The following is a 24,396-nucleotide window of genomic DNA, read 5'->3' as shown; positions in this document are numbered from 1 at the left end:
AGGAAGCGGGCAGAAGCAGAACAGGAAGCTTCGCCTGATGGCGTTGATAAAATGCGGGATAATTCTGCCTGAATATTTTTTGGATAAAGACAAAGGCGCCGCCCCGAAAAGGGCGACGCCTAGAGGTGAGTGCGCCGGTTCGTGCGCCGGGGCGCTTATTCCCAGGCGGCCGCGACCGCCTTTCGCGCCCCTTCCAGATCGACCTCGAACCCGGCCTCCGCGAGCGCCCCGCCGAGCGCGGCGAGCGAGGACTGCACGACGCCGCGGGTCGCCTGCGGGCCGTAGTGGTTGACCCGGATCATCTCCTGCGCGAGCGCGCCACCCCCCGCGACCAGCGGAAGCACCGGGTCCACCGCAAGCGCCCTCGCCACCAGCTCACGGGCGTCCGTACCGGCCGGCGCGCGCAGTGTAGTGGCGACAGGGGCGGCGTCACGGGCTTCGTGGACGTATGGCTCAAGTCCACCGCCCAGCGCGAGCGTTCCGGCGCGAGTGGCGGCGGCCGCCGATGCGTGCCGCGCCATCAGGGCGTCCAGGTCCTCGCTCTCGATGCGCTCCACACACGCCTCCAGGGCGAGCATCTCCAGCTGCGCCGGCGCGTGCAGCAGCGCCTTGCGCCCGCCGTCCACCCAGCGCTGCTTCCAGTCGAGGAGCGAGAGATAGGAATGGCGCGGCGCGTTCGGGTTGGCGGCCATCCGCTCCCAGGCGCGCGCGCTCACGGAGACGGCCGAGACGCCGGCCGGGCCGCCCATCGCCTTCTGTGCGCCGATCACGCACAGGTCCACGCCCCACGCGTCCGGAAGCACCGGCTCGGCGGCGATCGAGGCGACGGCGTCCAGGTAGAACAACGCGCCGTGCGCACGCACCACTTCACCGATCTCGGCGACCGGGTTGGTGTTGCCGGTCGCGGCCTCCGCGTGCACCAGGGACACGAAGTCGATCTCGGGGTGCTCGGCGAGCGCCTGACCGACCTGCTCGGCGGTGACGGCCGTGTGGAAGGGCACCGCCAGGTCGTGCACCGTGGCGCCGCAGTCGCGCAGCCAGTCGCCGAAGGTCTGCCCGTACGGGCCGGTGATCACGTTCAGCGCCACCGTGCCGGGGCCCGCGGCGGCACGGATCGCGCCCTCCAGCGGAAGCAGCGCCTCACCCTGCATGATCACGACGTCCTGCGAGGTGTCCATGAGTCGAGCGACACGGTCCTCGATGGAGGCGAAATGCTCGGCGCTCAACGGGGCCAGGTCGAGAAACGGATGCGTCACGGTGGTGCTCTCTTCGCTCACGGGTTCGTACGGGTGCCGGTGTCGAGCGTACCCACCGCCTCGTAGGGTGCGCGCATGAGTATTGGCGGGGTGCTGCACGTGAAGGGCCGGGTCCTGGTCGGGCCCGACGACGTACGCGACGAACTGTGGGTGGTGGACGGCCGGATCACCTACGAACGCCCGCGGACCGCGGGCCCCGACATCACCACGGTCGAGGGCTGGGCGCTGCCAGGACTTGTCGACGCGCACTGCCACGTCGGGCTCGGCACGCACGGCCCCGTCGACGCCGAGACCGCCGAGAAGCAGGCCCTGACCGACCGCGACCACGGCACGCTGCTGCTGCGCGACGCGGGCTCCCCTTCCGACACCCGCTGGGTCGACGACCGCGAGGATCTGCCGCGCATCATCCGCGCGGGCCGGCACATCGCCCGCACCCGCCGTTACATCCGCAACTTCGCGCACGAGATCGAGCCGGACGAGCTCGTCGCGTACGTCGCCCAGGAGGCACGCCGCGGCGACGGCTGGGTCAAGCTCGTCGGCGACTGGATCGACCGGGCGACGGGCGACCTCGGCGCCTGCTGGCCGCGCGACGCGGTCGGGGCGGCGATCGCCGAGGCGCACCGCCTCGGCGCCCGCGTCACGGCCCACTGCTTCGCGGAGGACTCCCTGCGCGATCTCGTCGAGGCGGGCATCGACTGCGTCGAGCACGCCACGGGCCTGACCGACGACACCATCCCGCTGTTCGCGGAGCGCGGTGTCGCGATCGTCCCGACCCTCGTGAACATCGCCACGTTCCCGCAGCTCGCGGCGGGCGGCGAGGGCAAGTTCCCCGAGTGGTCCGCGCACATGCGCCGCCTCTACGACCGCCGCTACGACACCGTCCGCAACGCCTACGACGCCGGGGTCCCGGTCTACGTCGGCACGGACGCGGGCGGCTCCCTCGCGCACGGCCTGGTGGCGGGCGAGGTCGAGGAGCTCGTACGGGCCGGCATCCCGCCCGTCGAGGCGCTCTCGGCGACGGCGTGGGGCGCGCGCTCCTGGCTCGGCCGCCCCGGCCTGGAGGAGGGCGTGTCCGCGGACCTCGTGGTCTACGGGGCGGACCCGCGCGAGGACGTACGGGTGCTGGCGGCGCCGCGCAGGATCGTGCTGCGGGGCAACGTGGTGGGTTGACGCGGCGTTACCCCCGTACGGGCGACTCGCGGGCGATATCGGTGGGGCGGATGGGAACGCACGAGCCTGAAGATTCGAAGACGTGCGCGGAAACGCCCCGTTGGGGTGAACTCACGCCTGGTTGCTGACCGTTCACTCTCAGTGCGTAAAGATTCCCTCCACGATGACCAGCCGGGACCGTCCCGTCCCGGCGCCTGTCCCGGTTCAGCTCTCTCTGGGGGTCCCACCAGCATGCCCAGCTCCACCCTGACCACCGTCCTGCGCACGCCCGCCCGTCGCCTCGCCGCGACCGCCGCCGCCACCGCGCTCGCCCTCGGCCCCACCGTGCTCGCGACCGCGGGCCCGGCCGCCGCCACCGAACACAGCGGCGGCAAGGCCGGTGCCGTCGTGCTCCGCACCGGACTCGACGTATCGCTCCTCAACAAGACCGTGAACGTCCCGCTCAAGGTCTCGCTGAACGAGGTGCGGGCGCCCAAGAGCGCCGACAGGACCGCGCTGACCGCCCAGTTGGACGGGGTCGACGGCGGGCAGCCGTTCAGCGTGCTGCGCGCGGACGTGGCGCGGACGAAGGCCACGGTCGAGGGCGGAAAGGCGGAAGGGCTCACACGGCTCGCCCAGGCCAAGGTGCACGTCCCCGGCCTTCCGCTGCTCTCCCTCATCGAGGTCGACCAGGTCACGTCCAGGGCGCTGTGCGTGGCGGGCGAGAAGCCGGTCGCCGAGTCGAACCTGCTGGGCGGCGTCACCGTCCTCGGCAAGAAGATCACGCTGTCGACCGGCGGCACGACGTCCATCAAGGTCCCCGGGGTCGGCGAGGTGACACTCGGCCTCTCCAACCGGTCCACGACGGACACCACGGCGGCGGCCTCCGCCCTCCAACTCAAGGTCCACGTCAACCCGTTGAACCTCAACGTCGCGGAGGTCGACGGCGAGGTCACACTCGCGGAGGCCACCTGCGAGACGCCGAAGGCGGCGCCGGCGCCCGCGGCTCCGAAGCCGCAGGGTGAGCAGGCCGAGGCCCCGGTCGAGAAGACGCACCAGCAGGACCTGGCGGAGACGGGCGGCAACGATATGACTCCGTACATCGCGGGTGGCGCGATCGTGCTGCTCGCCGCGGGCGGCGGCGCGGTGGCGATGGCCCGCCGGGGCCGCAACCGGGTGTAACTGTTCGGGTCACCAAATTTAAGCCCCTCCGGCGATTGAGGAGCGGGGTCCGGGGCGGAGCCCCGTGGCCTCAGCGCCGCAGGGGCTTGATTTAAGAACCCCGGCCAGCGCGGCAGCGAATGTGTCGCTGGTGCCGCGGTCCCGGACGGCGACCCGGACCCAGTCCCGCCCGAGCCCCGGAAACGTGTCCCCCCGCCGCACCGCGAACCCGGCCCCCCGCAACCGCTCCCGCACGGACCCCGCGTCCGGCACCCGCACCAGCACGAACGGGCCCTCCGCGGGCCCGGCCACCGACACCCCGTACGACGCCAACCCCCGCAGCAGCCCCACCAGATACTCCCGGTCCGCCGCGACGGCAACCGCCGCCTCCGCCGCCTCCGCCACCCCGCGAGCGGACACGCACGCCTGCGCGGCGACGAGTGCGGGGGAGGACACCGGCCACAGCGGCTGCGCCCGCTCGAGCGCCGCCACCACCTCCGGCTCCGCCACCACGTACCCGACCCGCAACCCGGCCAGGCCCCACGTCTTCGTCAGGCTCCGCAGCACCACGAGCCCCGGTACGTCCGTCCGCCCGGCCAGCGACTCCCGCTCGCCCGGCACGGCGTCCATGAACGCCTCGTCGACCACCAGGAACCGCCCCGGCCGCGCCAGCCGGGTCAGCGCGTCCGCCGGGTGCAGCACCGAGGTCGGGTTCGTCGGATTGCCGACGACCACCAGATCGGCGTCGTACGGAACGAGCGCCGGATCGATCCTGAACCCGTCCTCCGCCCGCAACAGCACCCGGCCCACCGCGTGCCCGGCATCCTCCAACGCGGCCTCGGGCTCGGTGAACTGCGGGTGCACGACGACGGGTCTGCGCACCCGCAGCGCCCGCGCGAGCAGCACGAACGCCTCCGCCGCCCCGGCCGTGAGCAGCACCCGCTCCACCGGCACCCCGTGGTGCGCCGCCACCGCGGCCCGCGCCGCCCGCCCGTCGGGATACGCCGCGAGCCCTTCCAGGGACCCGGCGATGTGTTCCCGCAGCCAGGTCGGCGGCGTGCCCGTGCGCACGTTCACCGCGAGGTCCGTCAACTTCTCGCCCTCGTCGCGGACTTCGGCGTCCCCGTGGTGCCGCAGATCGGGCCCGTCGACCGGATCCGTCGTGGCGGGGGCGGCCGCGCAGCGCACATCCACCTTCGGATGTGCCGCCGCCCACCCCACGGCCTGCGCGTGGAACCGCTCCGAGGGCAGGGTTCCGTAAGGCAGTACGACGACCCGCCGCGCGCCGAGCGCCGCGCACCGGTCGAGCCCCGCGGGCACGTCCGGCGCCGCCGACACATACGCCGTCTCCACGCCCGCGCAGCCGCTTCCTTCCCACAACAGCCGTGCGGCGGCGGCGAGTTCGGCGTTGGCCGCGGAGTCCGCCGAGCCGGCCCCGACGAGCAGCACGGTCACATCGGCACGGTCGCGCGGCGTGCGACGGCCGCCGCCCAGAACGTCGTCGAGCCGTTGCTCCAGGGCGGCGAGCAGGGCCGGGGGAGGGGTGTGCATCGGGTGGGGCTCCTTGCGGGAGGTCGAGAGGGGGATCCAGGGGGAGGTGGCGAAGCAGGGCCGGTCCCTACCCCGGTCGCGCCACCGCACACGTCACCCGGCCCGGGCCCCCGCCCGCCCCGGTCGACGTCCGCTTCGGGACGAGCAGTTCACCCCCGCGTACGAGCGCGGCGGCCTCGGCGACCGAAGGGGTGCCCACGGCGGCGCGGGTCCGCGAGGACGGATGCGGCACGGGGACGGCGGCGAGCCGCTCGGCGTCGTACGTCTCCAGGGGCGCGCCCAGCGCCTCGGCCGCCGCGACGATGCCGGGCTCCCGGCCCTTCGCGTGCAGCGTCGCGAGCGCCAGCACGTCCGTCGCGCCGGCCTCGGCCAGCACGGCCCGGACGAGCCCGAGCACCTCGTCGGCCGACGCGCCGGACCGGGCGCCGACACCGACGACCACGCCACGCAGGATGTGCGGAGAGACCCCCGGATGGGTTAGCAAGGGGCCATGGCCGTGATCGTGGCGCTGAGCGCCTTCGTAATGACTTTGGTCGGCGGCTGGACCGCGCAGCGGGTCACCGACCGGCGCCACCTGGTGCTCGGCCTCGCCGGTGGCCTGATGCTCGGCGTGGTCGGCCTCGACCTGCTGCCCGAGGCCCTGGAAGCGGCGGGCGGCGAGGTGCACGGGGTGCCGGCGGCGCTGCTGCTGTTCGTGGCCGGGTTCCTCGCAGCGCACATCATGGAGCACCTGCTGGCCCGCCGCCAGGCCGCCCACGGGGCGGAGGAAGGGGCGTCGGGCGGCCGGGCCCCCGAGGTGGGGCTCACGGCGGCGTCCGCGATGGTCGGGCACAGCCTGATGGACGGCATGGCGATCGGCGCCGCCTTCCAGATCGGCGGCGGCATGGGCACGGCCGTGGCGCTCGCCGTGATCGCCCACGACTTCGCCGACGGCTTCAACACGTACACGATCACCCGGCTCTACGGGAACGCCCGCCGCAAGGCGCTGATGATGCTGTTCGCGGACGCCGCGGCGCCCGTCGTGGGCGCCGCGTCGACGCTCCTGTTCACCATTCCGGAGCAATTGCTCGGCTGCTATCTCGGCTTCTTCGGCGGCGTGCTGCTCTACCTGGCCGCCGCCGAGATCCTCCCCGAGGCTCACCACGAGCACCCGGCCCGCTCGACGCTGCTGTGCACCGTCGCGGGCGTGGCCTTCATCTGGCTCGTGGTCGGCATCGCGGGCTGACCCGTTCACCGTGCGCCGCTCCACTGGACGAGGCGGTGTGCGATCTCCGGCAGCGCCGCCCAGTGCGTGTGCAGATAGCTGGCGTGCACGCCGCCCTCGACGAAGCCCTCGACGCGCCGCGTCGGCAGCCGCATGCCCCACGCGGGTGTGGGCCCCGCGCCCGGCTCAAGCACGGTCCGGTGGAACTCGTGGCCGCGCAGCCGGGCCCCCGCCCGGGTGAGCGGGCTGTCGGACAGGGCCACGGCGTCCCGGTAGCCGAGGGTGAGCCGGCCGGACATCTTCGCGTCCGCGTCGAGCACCCCGCACATCGGCTGTCCGTCGAGCGAACGCGACAGGTAGAGCAGGCCCGCGCACTCGGCGAGCACGGGCGCGCCGCCGCGGGCCAGTTCGGCCACGGCCTTGCGGAGCTGTTCGTTGGCGGAGAGCTCGGGGGCGTAGACCTCCGGGAAGCCGCCGCCGATCACCACGGCCGCGGTGTTCTCGGGAAGCTGCTCGTCGCGCAGCGGATCGAACGTGACGACCTCCGCACCCGCCGCGCGCAGCAGTTCCGTGTGCTCGGTGTACGAGAACGTGAACGCGGCACCCCCCGCGACCGCCACAACTCCAGCCCCTCCGGCAAATCCAGCCCCTCCGGCGTTTGAGGAGCGGGGTCCGGGGCGGAGCCCCGTGACCTCAGCCCCGCTGCCGCCCACCGCTTCCGGCCCACCGGGACCCCACACCTCCGTATGGAGAGGCGGCGCCGTACGCGCCAACCCCAGCAACCCCTCCAGATCACACCCCTCCCGCACCATCGCGGCAGAGGCCCGGACGGAGTCCACCGCCCCCGCACTCCGCTCGGCCACCGGAACCAAACCCAAGTGCCGTGCCGGTGTGGCGACTTGAGGGGTGCGACGCAGGGCCCCGTACACCGGGACGCCGACCTCCTCCATGGCCTCGCGCAACAGCTCCTCGTGGCGGTCGGAGCCGACCTTGTTGAGGATGACGCCCGCGAGGCGCACCTCGGGGTCGAAGGAGGCGAAGCCGTGCACGAGCGCCGCCACCGACCGCGACTGCGAGGAGGCGTCGACGACGAGCACGACCGGGGCCTTCAGCAGCTTCGCGACATGGGCCGTCGAGGCCAGCTCGCCCTCTCCCGACACACCGTCGAACAGCCCCATCACGCCTTCCACGACGGCGAGTTCGCACCCCGCCGCCCCGTGCGCGAACAGCGGGGCGACGAGCTCGGGCCCGCACATGTACGCGTCGAGGTTCCGCCCGGGACGGCCGGTCGCGAGGGCGTGGTAGCCGGGGTCGATGTAGTCGGGCCCCACCTTGTGCGGCGACACGGCGAGCCCGCGCTCGGCGAACGCCGCCATCAGGCCCGTCGCCACGGTCGTCTTGCCGGTGCCGGAGGCGGGCGCGGCGACCACCAGGCGGGGCACGCCCACGGTCTGTGTTCCTACCATTCGATGCCCCGCTGGCCCTTCTGGCCCTCGTCCATCGGGTGCTTCACCTTCGACATGTCGGTGACGAGATCCGCGAACTCGACCAGCTTCTCAGGGGCGTTGCGGCCGGTGATGACGACGTGCTGCTGCCCGGGACGGTTCCGCAGCGTCTCGACGACGTCGTCCACGTCGATCCAGCCCCAGTGCATCGGGTAGGCGAACTCGTCGAGCACGTACAGCTTGTAGGTCTCGGCGGCCAGGTCACGCTTGACCTGCTCCCAGCCCTCGCGCGCCTTCTCCTCGTTGTCGGCCTGGTCGTCGCGCTGCACCCACGACCAGCCCTCGCCCATCTTGTGCCAGGCCACGGTGCCGCCCTCGCCGGTCGCGCCGAGCGTCTTGAGCGCGTTCTCCTCGCCGACCTTCCACTTCGCCGACTTGACGAACTGGAACACCCCGATCGGCCAGCCCTGGTTCCAGGCGCGCAGCGCGAGCCCGAAAGCGGCGGTCGACTTGCCCTTGCCGATGCCGGTGTGCACGAACACCAGCGGTCGGTTGCGGCGCTGACGTGTCGTCAGCCCGTCGTTCGGTACGACGCTCGGCTGTCCCTGCGGCATTTAAGCGGCCCTCCTGATGATGTTCTGCGTTCCAGTGACGTCCTTCACGAGCCCGGCGATGGAATCCGCCCGCAGCTCGTCCAGCGTGACGGCGGTGCCGCCGAGCCGGCCGGCCAGCTCCCCGGCGAGCCCGAGCCGCACCATGCCGGTCTCGCAGTCGACGACGACGCTCGCCGTTCCCTCGGCCGCGTGCAGCCCGGCCGCGCGGCCCGCCAGTTGTACGGGCTCAGGGCCGCCGGTCGCCCGCCCGTCGGTCACGACGACCATCAGCGGCCGCCGCGCCGGATCCCGCAGCCGCTCCACGCGCAGCACCTCGTGCGCCTTCAGCAGCCCGGCCGCCAGCGGGGTGCGCCCACCGGTCGGCAGCGACTCCAGGCGGGCCGCTGCCGTGTCCACGCTCGACGTGGGCGGCAGCGCGACCTCGGCCGCCGACTTCCGGAAGGTCACGAGCCCCACCTTGTCCCGCCGCTGGTACGCGTCGAGCAGCAGCGACAGCACGGCGCCCTTGACGGCGGTCATCCGCTGCCGCGCCGCCATCGACCCCGAGGCGTCGACCACGAACAGGACGAGGTTCCCCTCGCGCCCCTCGCGGGTCGCCTGCCGCAGGTCGTCACGGCGTACGACGAGCCCCCGGCCGCTGCGCCCGCGCGCCCGCTGGTGCGGGGCGGCGGCCTGCACGGTCGCCGCCAGGTGCAGCTTCGTCAGGGCGCCACGGGGCCGCGTCGCCCCCGTGGTGCGGCCGTGCTCGGTACGCGCCCGGGACCGCCGCCCCGCCGCGCCCTCGCCCAGACCGGGAACGCTCAGCATCTTCGTACGAAAGGGCTCACCGGCCGCCACGGGCTTCTGCTCGGGGGCCCCGGCGCCGGCCGCGGGGGCGGCTGCGGGCTCCTCGGGGGAGTCCTCCCGGTCGTCACCGGCCGGAGCGTCCTGCGGGTCCTGTGTGTCCTGCGAGTCCTGCGGGTCCTTGGTCTCCTGGGGGCCGTCGTGCGGGCCGTCCTGCGGCGGCACGCCGCCACCGGGGCCACCGCCGTCGGGCCCACCGTCGGGATCGTCGTCCCCGTCGCCCTCGGGGTCGCCCTCGGGCTCCTCCTGCGGCCCGAACTCGTCCAGGGTCTCGTCGAGCTTGTCCTCGTCGAGTCCCGGCGCGTCAAAGGGGTTCCGGCGCCTGCGGTGCGGGAGCGCGAGCAGCGCGGCCTGCCGCACGTCCTCCGCGAGGACGTCGGTGCGCCCCGCCCAGGCGGCGAGCGCGGTGGCCGTGCGCGCCATCACGATGTCGGCGCGCATGCCGTCCACCTCGAAGGCCGCGCACGTCGCCGCGATCTGCGTCAACGCCCGGTCACCAAGCCGCACTTGGGGCAGCAGCTCGCGCGCGGCGACGATGTGCTCCCGCACCTCGGCCTCGTCCTCGGCCCACCGGCCGACGAAGCCCTCGGGGTCGTCGTCGTAGGCGAGCCGCCGCTTGACGACCGCCACCCGCTGCTCCGGCTCACGCGACGCGGCGACCTCCACGGTCAGCCCGAACCGGTCGAGCAACTGCGGCCGCAGCTCGCCCTCTTCGGGGTTCATCGTCCCTACGAGGAGGAAGCGCGCGGCATGCCGTACGGAGACGCCCTCGCGCTCGACGTACGAGGCGCCCATGGCGGCGGCGTCGAGCAGCAGGTCAACAAGGTGGTCGTGCAGCAGATTGACTTCATCCACATACAGAATTCCGCGATGCGCGTCGGCGAGCAGTCCCGGCTCGAAGGCCTTCACGCCCTCGGACAGCGCCCGCTCGATGTCGAGCGCGCCCACGAGCCGGTCCTCGGAGGCACCGACCGGCAACTCGACCATGCGCGTGGCCCGTTGGGTGCCCGGGGTGTCGGTGTGCGGACCGTCGGGGCACTGCGGATCGGGCGTCACCGGATCACACGAGAACCGGCACCCGGAGACGACGTCGACGCCCGGCATGAGCGCGGACAGGGCACGTACGGCGGTGGACTTGGCGGTCCCCTTCTCCCCGCGCACGAGCACACCACCAACGGCGGGCGACACGGCATTCAACAACAGAGCAAGCCGCAGATCGTCCTGCCCGACGACGGCGGTGAACGGGTAAGGGGTGCTCATCGAAAACGGACCTCCATCATTAGGGGCGCGGGGAACTGCGCAATCTTTTCGGGGGTCCGGGGGCGCAGCCCCCGGGGACGGGACGGGAAGGGGCGGCGGGGGCGACTTCCCATCACGGCGCCCCCGGCGGCACGAACGGCAACCCCGCAGGCGCGCCCCCCTCGATCAACCGCCAGAGCGCATCCGTATCCGCATGCCGCTCGATCAGATCCCCGAGCCGATCGAGCTGCTCCTCCCGAAGCGCCTCGAACGACGTGTCCGGCGCGGGCACGAACCGCCGCCCCGCCGCGTCGGAGACGGCCCGCAGGAACGCCCGCCGGAACCCGTCCGACTCCAGCGAACCGTGCCAGTGTGTCCCCCACACGGCCCCGACCCGGCACCCGTCCAAGAACGCTTCTCCGCCGAGTACTTCGGCGACACCGTGATGGATCTCGTACCCGTCGACGTACTCCCCGAGCGCCTCGCCGACCGGCCGCGCGAGGGTCTTCTCGGCCTCGAACCGCACGCGTACGGGAAGCAGTCCGAGCCCGTCGACCGTCCCGGCCCGCGACTCGACCTCGTCCTCGATGGACTCGCCGAGCACCTGGAACCCGCCGCAGATGCCGAGCACCGGGCGTCCCTCGGCCGCCCGCCGCGCAAGGGCGTCCGCGAGCCCGCGCTCGCGCAGCCACTCCAGGGCCTTCACGGTGCCGCGCGTCCCCGGCACCACGACCAGGTCCGCGTCGACGAGCTCCTCGGCCCGGTCGACGAACCGCACCACGACACCGGGCTCGGCGGCCAGCGCGTCCACGTCGGTGAAGTTGGACATCAACGGCACCGCGCACACGGCGACCCGCAGCACGTCCTCGCCCACGGGCGGCGCCACGACCGACTCCCGTACGGAGCCCCGCAGGGACACCCGGAGCCCGTCCTCCTCGTCGATGCCGAGGCCGTGCTGGAACGGGAGGACACCGTAAGTGTCGCGCCCGGTAAGGGACTTGAGCATGTCGAGGCCGGGCTCCAACAGGCTCACGTCGCCCCGGAACTTGTTGACGAGATATCCGGCGAGCAGTTCCTGGTCCTCCGGCGCGAGCAGCGCGGTGGTCCCGAAGAACGACGCGAAGACCCCGCCCCGGTCGATGTCGCCGACGACGAGCACCGGAAGCCGCGCGGCCCGCGCGAGCCCCATGTTCACGATGTCCGTGCGCCGCAGATTGATCTCGGCGGGTGACCCGGCGCCCTCACAGATCACGGCGTCATGGGTGGCCCGCAGCTCTTCCAGGCACCCCACCACGGTGTCGAGCAGCGCCGCCTGCCGTCCGCCGTGGTAGCCACGCGCGCTCAGCTCGCCCACGGGCTTGCCCATGAGGACGACCTGGCTGCTGCGGTCACTGCCCGGCTTCAGCAGTACGGGGTTCATGAGCGCGCTGGGCTCTGCCCGCGCGGCCTGCGCCTGCATCGCCTGGGCCCGCCCGATCTCGGCGCCCTCCCTGGTCACGAACGAGTTCAGGGACATGTTCTGCCCCTTGAACGGCGCGACCTTCACACCTTGCCGCACCAGCCACCGGCAGATCCCGGCGGTGACGACACTCTTCCCGGCGTCGGAGGTGGTCCCCGCGACGAGGAGCCCTCCGCCCGTCATCGCCGCCCCCGTGCTCGTACCAGTCGCGCACCCACACAGACTCCCAACGCCAACAGAGACACCCGCCGTGACAGCCGCACGGCCCGATCCACATCACGTACCTCGACCGCTCGCCCCGGCGCGTTCAGCACCGGCCGGTGCTCGACCCGGCCGCCGTACGCCAAGGTCCCGCCGAGCCGCACCCCGAGGGCCCCCGCGAAGGAGGACTCGACGACGCCCGCGTTCGGACTCGGATGCCGCCCGGCGTCCGCCCGCCACGCGCCCAGTGCCTCCCGGGGCCTGCCACCGGCGAGGACGGCGAGCGCACCCGTCAGCCGGGCCCCAGGCCAGCCGGCGACGTCGTCGAGGCGGGCCGAGGCCCAGCCGAATCGCCGGTACTTCACGGACTTGTGCCCGACCATCGCGTCGAGCGTGTTCACGGCGCGGAAGGCGACCAGGCCCGGCACCCCGCCGAGCGCGCCCCACACGAGCGCGCCCACGACGGCGTCGGAGGTGTTCTCGGCGACGGACTCCACGACGCCCCGCGCGATCCCGGCGGCGTCGAGTCCCTGCGGGTCACGGCCGCACAGCCGGGGCAGCAGCTCCCGCGCGAGCTCCACGTCCCCGGCGTCGAGCGCGGACCCGACCGCCCGCGCCTCCCTGCCCAGCGAGGTGCCGCCGACGACGGCCCAGGTGGCGGCGGCCGTCAGCGCGACGGAGGCGGCGGGGGAGCGGCGTACGAGACGGGAGGCGGCAGCGGCGAGAGCGGCGGCGCCACCGGCACACACCGCGGTGTGCAGGGCGCCCGCGCCACGGTGGTCCCGCCACAGCCCGCGCTCGACGGCCGCGGCGGCGCGGCCGAATCCGGCGACGGGGTGCCCACGGCGCGGATCGCCAAGAAGAAGGTCGGCGAGGATTCCGGCGGCGGCACCGCACGCGTACACGCGCTCGTGCCGCCAGGTGCCGCGCGGGGCGAACATGGCGGTAGGTGTCCTCACTCAGGGTGTCCACGCCCTGGTTCGAAGAGACCGGCAGCGAGAGTTCCTGGCTCGCCCCTTTGGAGAAGGGGGTTCACAGTGGCGGGACCGCGCCGGATTCGCACCGGCTTCCTCAACTGCTGCCGTATATGGCGGGGGAAGTCCACCACGCTCCGAGTTGGCACGTCAACTTGCTGTTCAGGCGCACGAAGGCGGGGTGCCGGACGCCGAACGTCCCGCACCCCGCCTTCGTACACCCAGCGCTGTGTCCTGAGCCGGGTCAGGCCACGATCAGATAGATCCCGTAGGCCACGGCCGCCGCGCAGAGCGCGAAGCAGACGTACGCCCCGGACGTCGTGACCGCCGCCGAGCCACCGTCGCGCGCCGCCGTCTCCCGCTTGGAGAGGCCCACGATGCCGAGGGTGAACAGGCCGACGAGGGCCACGGTGACGACGAGAGAGACGCCGAAGACGGAGCCGAGGGCCGCCCAGTCGATCTTCATTCCTGCCCTGCTTCCTTCTGCACTACAGCGTGGCGCCGGCGGGGCGCGCGGGGTCGTTCACCGCACCGGCCTTCGGCCGGTCGTGGATCTTCGCCTCGGACTCGGCCGGCTCGACCGTGCCCGCCGGCGGCGGGGTGACCGAGGCGATCGCGGCCGTCACGACACCCGGAGCCTCCTGCGCGGGGGCGGTGTGCGGCTCGTCCGCCGTGACGTTGGTGTGGTCGATGGAGTTGCGACGCGAGAGCTTCCAGATGATGCCGGAGCCGATCACGAGCAGCGCGGCGGTGAGGCCGATGCCCCACGGTCCCTGCTTGGTGAGGAACTCGGCGCCCGCGCCCACCAGACCGGCGGCCGGCAGCGTCAGGCCCCACGCGATGAACATCCGGGAGGCGGTCGACCAGCGGACCACGCCGCCCTTGCGGCCGAGGCCCGCGCCCATCACACCGCCGGAGCAGACCTGCGTGGTGGAGAGCGAGAAGCCCAGGTGCGAGGAGGCGAGGATCGCCGTCGCCGCACTGGTCTGCGCCGCGAAGCCCTGCTGCGGCGCGAGTTCGGTGAGGCCCTTGCCCATGGTCCGGATGATGCGCCAGCCGCCCAGGTACGTACCGAGCGCGATGGCGATACCGGCCGAGACGATGACCCACAGCGGCGGGTCGGCGTTGGGCGCGATGGCGCCACCGGTGATCAGGGCGAGCGTGATGATGCCCATCGTCTTCTGCGCGTCGTTCGTGCCGTGCGCGAGGGAGACGAGACCCGCGGAGGCGATCTGCCCCGCGCGGTAGCCCTTGGCGGTCGCCCGCTGGTCCGTCTTCTTGCTGATGCGGTAGGTCAGGCGGGTCGCCAGCATCGAGGCGATGCCGGCGACGAGCGGAGCGGCGACCGCGGGCAGCAGGATCTTGGTGACGACGGTCCCGCCGTTGACCGAGGACCAGCCCATCGACATGACCGCGGCGCCGATGAGGCCGCCGAACAGGGCGTGCGAGGAGCTGGACGGCAGGCCGAGCAGCCAGGTCAGCAGATTCCAGAGGATGGCGCCCACCAGCGCCGCGAAAATGACCTCTGTCTTGAGGCCGTCCTCATTGACGATGCCGCCGGAGATCGTCTTCGCGACTTCGACGGAGAGGAACGCTCCGACGAGGTTCAGCACGGCGGACATGGCCACCGCCGTCTTCGGCTTGAGAGCGCCTGTCGAGATGGTCGTCGCCATCGCGTTGGCGGTGTCGTGGAAACCGTTGGTGAAATCAAAGACCAGCGCGGTAACGATCACGATCGCTAGGAGCAGCGTGATGTGTTCCATTTACCCAGGCTTCGGTTGGACGTCAGTGGCACTTGGAACGTAAAGAAGCCGAGTGAACGGAAGATGAACTGGGCCGGGCGTCCCGGTGACCCGAACCGGAGGGGCCTCGCTCCGCTTCTCCCGAGGCGGCGCCGCGGGTTCCGGTTCGAGGCGCCCTCGGCCCCGGAACCAGGGGCTCCGGGGACCTTCGGCAGGGCCTTTCGGCTACCCCCTCGCGAACCGCTTGAGCTGGGCCATCGAGCCGTTGAAGAGATTCTGGTCACCCGGCAGCCGGCCCCTGTCGGCGTACTGCCAGAACGTCCAGTAGGACCAGCCCGCCGGTAGTGCGCCAGCGCGCTCGTCGTACCGGGCGAGCCACAACGCGTGGTTGGCGGCGAACGCCCGGCTGTTGCCTGTGCACTGCTTCCACCATCGCGCGTTGGTGTAGATGACCGGACGGCGCCCGGTCCGCCGCACGACCTCGTTGCTGAAGGAGCCGATCCAGGACACCAGCGTGGACTTCCGCAGCCCGTAGCAGGGGTGCTTGCCCTTGCCGTACGGGTTGTACTCGATGTCCAGCGTGGGCGGCAGCGTCCAGCCGTCGCGCCGCCAGGCCCCGCCGTTGCGCACGAAGTACGAGGCCTGCGCCTTGCCGGAGGACTTCTGCGGCAGCGCGAAGTGGTACGCGCCGCGAACGATGCCCGCGTTCCGGGCGCCCTTGTACTGCCGGGAGAAGTAGGGGTTGCGGTAGTTCGTCGACTCGGTCGCCTTGATGTAGACGAACCGGGCGCCCTTGTTCTTCGCCTTCTGCCAGTTCACGTTCTTCTGGTGCGACGAGACGTCGTGCCCGCGCGGCTTGCCCGCGCCCTGGGCCGGCAGCTCCGCCAGCAGGGTGCCACCGATGGTCAGTGCGGCGACGGTCGTGAGGGCGGCGGCGCGGCGGCGACGCGGGGACGAGGTGCGGCTGAGAGCCATGAATACCCCCCGAAAGTGACGACGTGCATGACAAATCCCCAGGGAACTCCCAGAGAGTAGCGAGAGATCATCAATTACCCGGTCAAGGTCGGCCAAATAACATCGGACAGTGATCAATCCCCATATGGGGTATTCCGGAGGATCGTGCTCCGCGCTCATCCGCACCGGTCACCGCACCGGTCACCGCGTCAGGAGGCTGGCAGGATGCGCGCCATGACACAGCTTCAGGAACGCGACGAGGCATGGCGGGAACTGGTGCTGACGGCCCGTCGGACGGTGACGGACGGCCTGGTCGTCGGGACCTCGGGCAACGTCTCGGTACGAGTGGGCGGGAGCGACGGCGACACGGTCCTCGTCACACCGACCGGCGTCCCGTACGAGGAGCTCGGCCCGGACGATCTCGTCGCCGTCGGCCTCGACGGCGAGCGGCGGGCCGGCACCCTGAAGCCGACCAGCGAACTCCCCATGCACCTCGCGGTCTACCGGCACACCGAGGCCCGCGCCGTCGTGCACACCCACGCCGTGCACGCCACCGCGGTCTCCACGCTCGTGCCCGAACTCCCGCCCGTGCACTACATGACGGCGGCCCTCGGCGGCCCCGTCCGGGTCGCCCCCTACGCCACGTACGGAACCCAAGAGTTGGCCGAGAACATGCTGCTCGCACTGGCCGACCGCACGGGATGCCTGCTCCAGAACCACGGCGCGCTCACATACGGAGACACCCTTTCCGCCGCCTACGACCGCACAGCCCAACTGGAGTGGATGTGCCACCTGTGGCTCACCGCCCACTCCGTCCCCGGCCTGACCCCGTCGCTGCTGACCGGGGAGCAGCTGCGCGAGGTGGGGGAGCGGCTGGGCGGATACGGGCAGCGGGGCGCCCGGTGACTTGTCCACGCCGTTCGCGTCACCCGTAGCCGTCGCCCCACTGGCCGGGGCGGGCGCGGGCCCCGACACTGGACGGGTGCGCACCGCCAGAGCGACGGCCGCTGCCGTCACCGCCGTCCTAGGGGCCTCGGCCGCCGCGATCGCCGCGGGCCGCCTGGCCAGCGACGCGGCGCTCAAAGCGCCCGCAGGCCGCCCCCTGCCCACCGAGCCGAGACTCACCGTGCACGCCACCGCCGCGGGCCAGGTCACCCTGACCCGCGACCTGGCCTCGCTGCGCCCCGGCACGTACGGGCTGCAGGGCGACGGCTACCACGCGGTGGTCGGTCCGGTCGTCGAATCGGCCACGACCTCCGCCGACACCGTCGTACGCCGCCTGGAGCGGGTCACCCACGGGACCCTGGAACCCGGCGCCAAGGCCTGGCTGACGCCCCAGGTGCACATCGGCGACCCCAAGGCCGCACTCGGCCTCGACCACGCCGACGTCGACGTGCCCGGCGAACTCGGCGCGCTGCCCGCCTGGTTCGTGCCCGGCACCCGCGACACGTGGGTGATCACCGTGCACGGCCTCGGCTCCACCCGCGAACACCCCATGAACCTCATGGAGTTCCTGCACCACCACCAGTTCCCCGTGCTCGACCTCGCCTACCGCGGCGACCTCGGCGCGCCCCGCTCCCCGGACGGCCTCGGCCACCTCGGCGAGACGGAGTGGCGCGACCTGGACGCGGCGATCCGCTACGCCGTGCGCTACGGCGCGCGCGACGTCATCGTGCTCGGCTGGTCGACGGGCGCCGCGATGGCCCTGCACGCGGCGGCCCACTCGGCGCTGCGCGACCGCGTCAAGGGCCTGGTCCTGGACTCGCCGGTGCTCAGCTGGGAGGCGACGCTGCGCGCCCTGGCCCGCGCCCGCCGCACCCCGGGCCTCCTGCTCCCGCTCGCGGTCCGCGCCGCACAGGGCCGCACGGGCCTGAGCGGCGACCGCCTCTCGGCGGCCGCGGACCCACGCGCCCTCAAGGTCCCCACGCTCCTGGTCCACGGCCCCGGCGACGCGGTGTCCCCGTGGTCGCTCTCCCGCCGCCTTGCGGACCGCCGCCCGGACCTGGTCACCCTCCACGAGGTGGCGGAGGCCCCGCACAACGCGATGTGGAACGCGGACCCGAAGGGGTACGAGGAGGCGCTGAGAAGGTTCCTGACGCCGTTGATGTAACGGCTTCTCAGGGCGCCCGTTTGGGAATTGGGAGGGTCAACCGAGAGACTGCCCCTCGTGACGTCCCGTACCCCGCGCGACTCCCGGCTCCGACTCGTCAGCCCGCGCCGCCAGCCCCTGGCCGCCCCGACCCCGCGGCCGGTCGCCGCACGCCGTCCCGCACCCCGCCCACCGGAGGGCACCCCGCCCCCCGCGGAGCTCGCCCGCGCAGCGCGCCGCGACCTCGCCGCGGCCGTCCGCGTGGCCCGCTGGGCGGACACCAGGATCGGCCCCGGCAACGACATGGCCGCCCGCGACGGCAAGGGCACCCTCGCCGAAGCGACCGCCCTCCGCGCCGCGGACGAGCTCGGGCTGACGGTCGATCAGGTCCGCGCGGACTGGGACACGGCCCGCCTCGCGGGACTCGTCGAGGTGCACGGAGCCAGCGCCCGGCCCGGCTGGCGGCTGCGCGCCTGGGACCGCGACGACACCGCCGTACTGCGCGGCTGGGTCGCCCTGTTCGACGCCTGGTCGCTGGTCCACCGGGCGCCCGATGAAGTCGGCCCCGCCGCGGTGGCCGAGGTCGTCGAGGCCGTGCCGCAACTGCTGAGCTTCCTGCAGCTGATGGCGGACCGGGTCGCCGCGACCCAACTCCTGGACCTGCTCGACCAGCGCGTCACGGAGCTGCGCACGGAGCGCTGCGAGATCCCCTTCGGGCCCCGGCCCGAGCCGACCCCGCCGCAGGACACCCCGCTCCTCCCGCTGCTCGACTGGTCCCTGCGCGGCCTCGCCGCCGTGGGCGCGCTCACGTACGAGGACGGGCACGCCACCCTCACCCCGCTGGGCAGCTGGGCGGTGTGGGTCAAGCTGGAGCAGATCTGCGTCGCCGCCCAGTCCCCGGCGGGGAACATCGAGGTGTCGGCCGAGGACATGCTGCGCGGCTGCGCGCGCCTTCGCCCGAAGGCCGCACGCGACGAGTACCGGGCCTGGCTCGCCGCCCGCGACATCGGCACCGCCGTCACCGATCTCCTCGACGCCGCCCGCGGCGAGGACGCCCTGCTGCGCGGCCTCGCCTTCGAGGCGCTGCGGGTCGTCGGCGCCCCCGCCGAGCCCGAGGTCCGCCGCGCCGCCGACGACCCGCACCTGCGCCCCTACGCCCTGCTGTGGCTCGCCGAGTACGAGGGCGCCGACCCCGAGGACGTGCACACGGTGCTCAGCCGCGAGGAGGAGACCTGGCTGTGGGTCGACACCGCCGCCGCCGTCGCCGACCACGGCGAAGCCCCCCTCCTCGTACGGCACTTGGAGTCCGCGGTGCAGCCCACGGTGCCCGCGCTGATCGAGGAGGTGCGCGCCGTGGGGCATCCGCGCACGGTGCAGGTGCTCGTCGCGCTGGCCGCCGCGCACCCCGACCCGGCGCTCGCGAAGGCCGTCCGCAGGGCGGCTTTCCAGGTCCACACGGGCGGCGCGTAGGTCAGCGGAAGGTGTCGCACTGGGCCATGTCGCCGCTCTCGAAGCCCCGGTAGAACCACTGCTGGCGCTGTTGCGCCGAGCCGTGCGTCCAGGTCTCGGGCGTCACGCGGCCCTGGTACCGCTCCTGGATCCGGTCGTCGCCGACCGCCGCGGCGGCGTCCAGGCCGTCCCGGATGTCCGCGTCGGTCAGGCTCGTGATCAGCGGCCTGCCGGTGGACTCGGTGGGCGTCGTCGTCGCGTGCCGCGCCCACACGCCCCCGTAGCAGTCCGCCTGCAGCTCGACCTTGACCGCGTTGCTGTTCTCACCCGTGCGCCCGTCCTGGGCGCGCGTGAGCGTGCCCATCAGGTTCTGCACGTGGTGCCCGTACTCGTGCGCCACGACGTACGCCTGCGCGAAGGGCCCGCCGCTCGAACCGAACTTCGTGCGCAGCTCGTCGAAGAAGCCGAGGTCGAGATAGACCCGCCGGTCGCCGGGGCAGTAGAACGGCCCGACGGCCGAGGTCGCCGAGCCGCACGCGGTGGCGACCTGGTTGGTGAAGAACACCGTCGAGGCGGGCGTGTACGTGCCGCCCCTGCGCCCGAACTCCGAGCCCCAGAAATCCTGCACGCTGTTGACCACGGCGACCGTCCGGCAGTCCTGCCTGCTGTTCGCGTCGGAGCCCGTCCGGCACTGCTCCTGGACCTGCGCCTCGCTGGACATCGTCGCGGTGGGGGCGCCGGTGTCCTCGGCGGAGAGCCCGAACTGGTCCGTGCCGAAGAGCAGCCCGAGGACGAGCGCGATCACGCCCGCGAAGCCGCCCCCCATGGCCGCCCTCCCGCCCGGAAGCCGGCTGCCGCGTACGTCCTGGACCTCTGAGGTGTCCAGACGCGCGTCGTCGTCGAACTGCATGCGCACCGCCTTCTCGCCGGTCATCGACCACCTCATCCTGTTACGTCCCTGGTCAGCGGGGCCGGATCCGAGGGCCGAACGAGGGACGCGCAGGCCTGGGAAAAGAGCTTGCACGTCACCGGTAAACTGGTTCGTATGACGTTCCTTCTCTGGGTGCATTAGCGGCGCTGATTGGCCCCCCGCCCTGTCAACCAGCCGTTAATCCTGTCCTGGAGTACCTCCCTTGATCACCGCATCGGGTATCGAACTGCGCGCCGGCGCGCGCATCCTCATCGAGAACGCCAGCTTCCGTGTCGCCAAGGGCGACCGCATCGGCCTCGTCGGCCGCAACGGAGCGGGTAAGACGACCCTCACGAAGTGCCTGGCGGGCGAGGGCATGCCGGCCGGCGGCACCATCTCGCGCTCCGGCGAGGTCGGCTACCTGCCGCAGGACCCGCGCACCGGCGACCTCGACGTCCTGGCAGGCGACCGCATCCTCTCCGCCCGCGGTCTGGACACCCTGATCCGCAAGATGCGCGAGAACGAGCAGCGCATCGCGAACGGCTCGGGTGCCACCCAGGCCAAGGCCCTGCGCCAGTACGAGCGCCAGGAGACGGAGTTCCTCACCAAGGGCGGGTACGCCGCCGAGGCCGAGGCCGCCACCATCGCCGCCGCGCTCAACCTCCCCGACCGCGTGCTCGGCCAGCCCCTGCACACGCTCTCCGGCGGTCAGCGGCGCCGTATCGAGCTGGCCCGCATCCTGTTCTCCGACGCGGACACGCTGCTCCTCGACGAGCCCACGAACCACCTGGACGCGGACTCGATCGTCTGGCTGCGCGACTACCTCAGGACGTACAGCGGCGGCTTCATCGTCATCTCCCACGACGTCGAACTGGTCGAGACGGTCGTCAACAAGGTCTTCTACCTGGACGCCAACCGCTCCCAGATCGACGTCTACAACATGGGCTGGAAGCTCTACCAGCAGCAGCGCGAGGCGGACGAGAAGCGCCGCAAGCGCGAGCGGCAGAACGCCGAGAAGAAGGCCGCGACGCTGAACGCGCAGGCCGACAAGATGCGCGCCAAGGCGACCAAGACCGTCGCCGCGCAGAACATGGCCAAGCGCGCCGACAAGCTCCTCGCGGGCCTCGACGAGGTGCGCGCGAAGGACAAGGTCGCCAAGCTGCGCTTCCCCGAGCCCTCGCCGTGCGGCAAGACGCCGCTCATGGCCGAGGGTCTGTCGAAGTCGTACGGCTCCCTGGAGATCTTCACGGACGTCGACCTGGCCATCGACAAGGGCTCGCGCGTCGTCATCCTCGGCCTCAACGGCGCGGGCAAGACGACCCTGCTCAAGCTCCTCGGCGGCGCCGAGAAGCCCGACACGGGGCAGGTCATCGAGGGCCACGGCCTCAAGCTCGGCTACTACGCGCAGGAGCACGAGACCCTCGACCCGGAGCGCACGGTCCTGGAGAACATGCGCTCCGCCGCCCCCGACCTCGACCTGATCCAGGTGCGCAAGACGCTCGGCTCGTTCCTGTTCTCCGGCGACGACGTCGACAAGCCGGCCGCGGTCCTCTCGGGCGGCGAGAAGACCCGCCTGGCGCTCGCCACGCTCGTCGTGTCGTCGGCGAACGTGCTGCTCCTCGACGAGCCCACGAACAACCTCGACCCGGCCAGCCGCGAGGAGATCCTCGGCGCGCTGCGCACCTACAAGGGCGCCGTCGTCCTCGTCACGCACGACGAGGGCGCCGTGGACGCCCTGCAGCCGGAGCGGATCATTCTGCTTCCGGACGGAATCGAGGACCTGTGGGGCCAGACGTACGCGGATCTCGTGGCCCTCGCATGATCCGGCCGGTGATCCGGTCAGTGATCACCGGCTGATCCACTCGGCCGTCACCGGCTGATCCATTGAATGATCCACTCCGTCTGGATCATTCGGCCGATCCGTGATCCTTCATCTGGGTGAGATCGCCTCGTACCCAGGTGTGTCGTGCACGGAATTCGGGGCCGCGTCGTCCATGGCGCCCTTGCGGCGCCTGGGCCGTGGCTGACCTGCCACTTCTGTCGCGCAGGCGCTTTCCAGGTCCGTGAAACCCCGCCGGAATTCCGGATTCCACTCGTGTGGATCCCCGTCGAGCCCGGAATTGGGGGTCTATGGACCTTGCCGAATGGGTGGCCAGGAAGCCCGCAAGGGGTGATCATGGGAAATCCAGAGCGCACTTCCCACGAGGAGGCACGGGTGGCCGAGACTCTGAAGAAGGGCAGCCGGGTAACCGGCGCCGCGCGCGACAAGCTCGCGGCAGACCTGAAGAAGAAGTACGACTCCGGTGCGAGCATTCGGGCATTGGCCGAGGAGACCGGTCGCTCGTATGGCTTCGTGCATCGGATGCTGAGTGAATCCGGGGTCACGCTGCGGGGTCGCGGCGGGGCCACGCGAGGCAAGAAGGCCGCGTCGGCCTGACCCTCGCAGGGCTCGTTCGGCTCACTGGCTCCAACTGACCACCCGGTCGGTCCGCTGTCCGGCCGGGTGGTTACTGTGCAGTCACTTAAGTACGGCTGCGCAGACCCGGAGGCACCAGATGAACCTGCCCGCACCGCTGCTCGACAAGGACGGCGTCCGGCTCACCGTCGACGATGCGATCGCCACGGTCAGCCTGACCAACCCGGACAAGCGCAACGTCCAGAGTCCCGCGCTGTGGCGGGCGTTGGGCGAGGCCGGGCGCGTCCTGCCGGGTTCCGTGCGGGTCGTCGTGGTGCGCGGTGAGGGCAAGTCCTTCTCCGCGGGCCTCGACCGTCGGGCCTTCACGCCCGAGGGTTTCGACGGTGAGCCGTCCTTCCTCGACCTGGCACGCGGTGACGACGACGTCCTCGACGCGACGATCGCCGAGTACCAGGACGCGTTCACCTGGCTGCGGCGCAGCGACATCCTGTCCGTCGCCGCGGTGCAGGGGCATGCCATCGGGGCCGGGTTCCAGCTCGCCCTCTCCTGCGATCTGCGCGTCGTCGCCGACGACGTGCAGTTCTCCATGCGCGAGACCAGCCTCGGCCTGGTGCCGGACCTGACGGGCACGCATCCGCTCGTCTCGCTGGTCGGATACGCGCGCGCCCTCGAAATCTGCGTCACCGGGCGCTACGTCCACGCCGACGAGGCCGTGCGCAGCGGCCTGGCCAACGTGTCCGTCCCCGCGGGCGAGCTCGCTGACGCGACCCAGGACCTGGTCGCGGCCCTCGTCGCCGCGCCCCGTGACGCCGTGATCGAGACGAAGGCGCTGCTCCAGGGAGCGGCCGACCGCACCCTCGACGACCAGCGCACCGCGGAACGAGCGGCTCAGGGCCGCCGGCTGCGCGACCTGGCCGGGCTGGGCGACTGACACCACTTCAACCCGTCCGGCGGTCGAGGACAGGGGGCCTGGGGCGATTTACGTCGTGAGCTCCGTGATCAGCACCGCAACGGTCGGATTGTTCGGAAGCGCCTTGGCCACGGCCGTCCGGACGGCCCCGGCCACCTCGATGGCACGGGTGTCCGCCGCCACCGCCAGTTCCACGCGTACGTGACGACGGGGCAGGGTGGCCTCACCGGGCTGCTCCTCGATGTGGATCGCGCGACCGAGACCGCCGAGCGCCCCGGTCAGCCGGCTCACCCCCGGCACCGCGAGCGCGGCCTCGGCGGCGCGGCCCGCGTCCCCCGAGGGAGCGGTCGGCTTCGGGGCGGCGGGATCCGGCTCGTCGGTGGAGCCGGGCTCCGCGTCCGCCACCTGATCGGCCTCATCGAGCAGCGCCGTGACCTGGAGGTCGACCTCCGTCACCACCAGACCGACCCACTCCGCCGCCTCGGCGAGCGCCTCCCTCAGCCGTTCGGCGGCAACCGGCAGCGGTTCGTCCGCCGTCGCCGCACAGTCCGCCGTGAGCCGCAGCGGCCCCGGCGGCAGCGCGCTCGGCGGGGCAGGCACCGCGGGCTCCGCCACCGTGTCGGGGTCGGCGAGACCGAGACGCAGCGCGCCGAGACGTACGCCGCGCATCCCTTGAGCCGCACGGCGCAGCGCCTGTGCTGCCGCCGGTTCCGTGAGCCACGCGCCGTCCTGCGGCCCGCCGAGCGGCAGCAGTCTGCCGAGCCCCAGCTGCGTACGCACTGCCTGTGTCCATCCATCAGCGGTCATTGCCCCAGGCTGCCGCATACCGA

At 72.5% G+C, this 24,396-nt stretch carries 22 protein-coding genes, 1 pseudogene and 1 riboswitch; of the genes and pseudogenes, 9 read left to right on the top strand and 14 right to left on the bottom strand.

The annotated features are described in order from the left end of the window. Positions 1 to 155: 155 nt before the first annotated feature. Positions 156 to 1,256, bottom strand: a complete 1,101-nt coding sequence (locus tag OKJ99_RS15940) for a pyridoxal-phosphate-dependent aminotransferase family protein (protein WP_326016869.1) — start codon at positions 1,254 to 1,256, stop codon at positions 156 to 158. 75 nt (positions 1,257 to 1,331) lie between these two features. On the opposite strand from OKJ99_RS15940, the gene OKJ99_RS15935 reads away from it, so the two are divergent. Both OKJ99_RS15935 and OKJ99_RS15930 read left to right on the top strand, forming a co-directional pair. Then, the gene (locus OKJ99_RS15935) at positions 1,332 to 2,426 is read left to right on the top strand and encodes an amidohydrolase family protein (protein ID WP_326016868.1); all 1,095 of its coding nucleotides are present in this window, start codon (positions 1,332 to 1,334) and stop codon (positions 2,424 to 2,426) included. A 231-nt stretch (positions 2,427 to 2,657) separates the two neighbouring features. Continuing rightward, a complete protein-coding gene (locus OKJ99_RS15930) occupies positions 2,658 to 3,587 on the top strand; it encodes an SCO1860 family LAETG-anchored protein (protein WP_326016867.1) in 930 nt (309 codons plus the stop codon). Positions 3,588 to 3,605: 18 nt separating this feature from the next. Here OKJ99_RS15930 and cobC read toward each other — a convergent pair whose 3' ends face one another. The 3 genes and pseudogenes from cobC to OKJ99_RS15915 all read right to left on the bottom strand — a co-directional run bounded on the left by cobC (position 3,606) and on the right by OKJ99_RS15915 (position 5,559). Further along, a complete protein-coding gene (gene cobC, locus OKJ99_RS15925) occupies positions 3,606 to 4,754 on the bottom strand; it encodes an Rv2231c family pyridoxal phosphate-dependent protein CobC (RefSeq protein WP_407700710.1) in 1,149 nt (382 codons plus the stop codon). 129 nt (positions 4,755 to 4,883) lie between these two features. Continuing rightward, a pseudogene (locus tag OKJ99_RS15920) lies at positions 4,884 to 5,117 on the bottom strand (Rv2231c family pyridoxal phosphate-dependent protein CobC); the annotation flags it as partial. Between the two features lie 67 nt (positions 5,118 to 5,184). Then, complete coding sequence (locus OKJ99_RS15915) at positions 5,185 to 5,559, bottom strand: cobalamin biosynthesis protein (RefSeq protein ID WP_407700707.1); 375 nt, start codon at positions 5,557 to 5,559, stop codon at positions 5,185 to 5,187. A 48-nt stretch (positions 5,560 to 5,607) separates the two neighbouring features. Between OKJ99_RS15915 and OKJ99_RS15910 the strand changes: the two genes are divergently transcribed. Further along, the gene (locus OKJ99_RS15910; protein WP_326016866.1) at positions 5,608 to 6,342 is read left to right on the top strand and encodes a ZIP family metal transporter; all 735 of its coding nucleotides are present in this window, start codon (positions 5,608 to 5,610) and stop codon (positions 6,340 to 6,342) included. 5 nt (positions 6,343 to 6,347) lie between these two features. Here OKJ99_RS15910 and OKJ99_RS15905 read toward each other — a convergent pair whose 3' ends face one another. The 8 genes from OKJ99_RS15905 to OKJ99_RS15870 all read right to left on the bottom strand — a co-directional run bounded on the left by OKJ99_RS15905 (position 6,348) and on the right by OKJ99_RS15870 (position 15,813). After that, positions 6,348 to 7,787, bottom strand: coding sequence for a cobyrinate a,c-diamide synthase (locus tag OKJ99_RS15905; protein WP_326016865.1), 1,440 nt, complete (start codon positions 7,785 to 7,787; stop codon positions 6,348 to 6,350). Further along, on the bottom strand, positions 7,781 to 8,380 hold the full coding sequence (gene cobO, locus OKJ99_RS15900; protein ID WP_326016864.1) for a cob(I)yrinic acid a,c-diamide adenosyltransferase: 600 nt from the start codon (positions 8,378 to 8,380) through the stop codon (positions 7,781 to 7,783). Before cobO ends, OKJ99_RS15905 begins: the two co-directional genes overlap by 7 nt. Continuing rightward, the gene (locus OKJ99_RS15895) at positions 8,381 to 10,483 is read right to left on the bottom strand and encodes a putative cobaltochelatase (RefSeq protein ID WP_326016863.1); all 2,103 of its coding nucleotides are present in this window, start codon (positions 10,481 to 10,483) and stop codon (positions 8,381 to 8,383) included. Between the two features lie 112 nt (positions 10,484 to 10,595). Beyond that, positions 10,596 to 12,104, bottom strand: coding sequence for a cobyric acid synthase (locus OKJ99_RS15890; RefSeq protein ID WP_326016862.1), 1,509 nt, complete (start codon positions 12,102 to 12,104; stop codon positions 10,596 to 10,598). Beyond that, the gene (locus OKJ99_RS15885) at positions 12,101 to 13,063 is read right to left on the bottom strand and encodes a cobalamin biosynthesis protein (RefSeq protein WP_326016861.1); all 963 of its coding nucleotides are present in this window, start codon (positions 13,061 to 13,063) and stop codon (positions 12,101 to 12,103) included. Before OKJ99_RS15885 ends, OKJ99_RS15890 begins: the two co-directional genes overlap by 4 nt. A 37-nt stretch (positions 13,064 to 13,100) precedes the next feature. Then, positions 13,101 to 13,242: riboswitch (cobalamin riboswitch) on the bottom strand. Between the two features lie 98 nt (positions 13,243 to 13,340). Further along, positions 13,341 to 13,562 carry a hypothetical protein gene (locus OKJ99_RS15880; protein ID WP_326016860.1) on the bottom strand — a complete coding sequence of 74 codons (222 nt, stop codon included), beginning with the start codon at positions 13,560 to 13,562 and terminating at the stop codon, positions 13,341 to 13,343. A gap of 22 nt (positions 13,563 to 13,584) precedes the next feature. Further along, the gene (locus OKJ99_RS15875) at positions 13,585 to 14,859 is read right to left on the bottom strand and encodes an inorganic phosphate transporter (protein ID WP_326016859.1); all 1,275 of its coding nucleotides are present in this window, start codon (positions 14,857 to 14,859) and stop codon (positions 13,585 to 13,587) included. A gap of 204 nt (positions 14,860 to 15,063) precedes the next feature. Continuing rightward, positions 15,064 to 15,813, bottom strand: a complete 750-nt coding sequence (locus tag OKJ99_RS15870; RefSeq protein ID WP_326016858.1) for a lysozyme — start codon at positions 15,811 to 15,813, stop codon at positions 15,064 to 15,066. A 204-nt stretch (positions 15,814 to 16,017) separates the two neighbouring features. Here OKJ99_RS15870 and OKJ99_RS15865 point away from each other — a divergent pair, with 204 nt between their 5' ends. From OKJ99_RS15865 to OKJ99_RS15855, 3 genes are all read left to right on the top strand, one after another. Continuing rightward, positions 16,018 to 16,698, top strand: coding sequence for a class II aldolase/adducin family protein (locus OKJ99_RS15865; protein ID WP_407700706.1), 681 nt, complete (start codon positions 16,018 to 16,020; stop codon positions 16,696 to 16,698). Between the two features lie 76 nt (positions 16,699 to 16,774). Beyond that, entirely contained in the window at positions 16,775 to 17,902 is a 1,128-nt protein-coding gene (locus OKJ99_RS15860; protein ID WP_326016856.1) for an alpha/beta hydrolase, read from the top strand. Between the two features lie 57 nt (positions 17,903 to 17,959). Continuing rightward, positions 17,960 to 19,351 (top strand): hypothetical protein, encoded by a 1,392-nt coding sequence (locus OKJ99_RS15855; protein WP_326016855.1) that lies wholly within the window; start codon positions 17,960 to 17,962, stop codon positions 19,349 to 19,351. A 1-nt stretch (position 19,352) separates the two neighbouring features. Here OKJ99_RS15855 and ypfJ read toward each other — a convergent pair whose 3' ends face one another. Further along, a complete protein-coding gene (gene ypfJ / locus OKJ99_RS15850; RefSeq protein ID WP_326016910.1) occupies positions 19,353 to 20,240 on the bottom strand; it encodes a KPN_02809 family neutral zinc metallopeptidase in 888 nt (295 codons plus the stop codon). 223 nt (positions 20,241 to 20,463) lie between these two features. Here ypfJ and OKJ99_RS15845 point away from each other — a divergent pair, with 223 nt between their 5' ends. The 3 genes from OKJ99_RS15845 (at position 20,464) to OKJ99_RS15835 (ending at position 23,587) form a co-directional block, all read left to right on the top strand. Beyond that, positions 20,464 to 22,062 (top strand): ABC-F family ATP-binding cassette domain-containing protein, encoded by a 1,599-nt coding sequence (locus OKJ99_RS15845; protein WP_326016854.1) that lies wholly within the window; start codon positions 20,464 to 20,466, stop codon positions 22,060 to 22,062. 393 nt (positions 22,063 to 22,455) lie between these two features. Continuing rightward, positions 22,456 to 22,677 (top strand): helix-turn-helix domain-containing protein, encoded by a 222-nt coding sequence (locus OKJ99_RS15840; protein WP_006123601.1) that lies wholly within the window; start codon positions 22,456 to 22,458, stop codon positions 22,675 to 22,677. 118 nt (positions 22,678 to 22,795) lie between these two features. Next, positions 22,796 to 23,587, top strand: a complete 792-nt coding sequence (locus tag OKJ99_RS15835) for an enoyl-CoA hydratase/isomerase family protein (protein ID WP_326016853.1) — start codon at positions 22,796 to 22,798, stop codon at positions 23,585 to 23,587. Positions 23,588 to 23,635: 48 nt separating this feature from the next. Here the strand turns inward: OKJ99_RS15835 and OKJ99_RS15830 are convergent, their stop codons facing one another. Further along, entirely contained in the window at positions 23,636 to 24,373 is a 738-nt protein-coding gene (locus OKJ99_RS15830; protein ID WP_326016852.1) for a nucleopolyhedrovirus P10 family protein, read from the bottom strand. Positions 24,374 to 24,396 lie beyond the last annotated feature (23 nt).

It is taken from the genome of Streptomyces endophyticus (assembly GCF_035798155.1).
GTDB classification, from domain to species: Bacteria; Actinomycetota; Actinomycetes; order Streptomycetales; family Streptomycetaceae; genus Streptomyces; species Streptomyces endophyticus.
The sequence above is the reverse complement of the archived record's forward strand: the minus strand, read 5'-3'. Positions and strand labels throughout refer to the sequence as shown.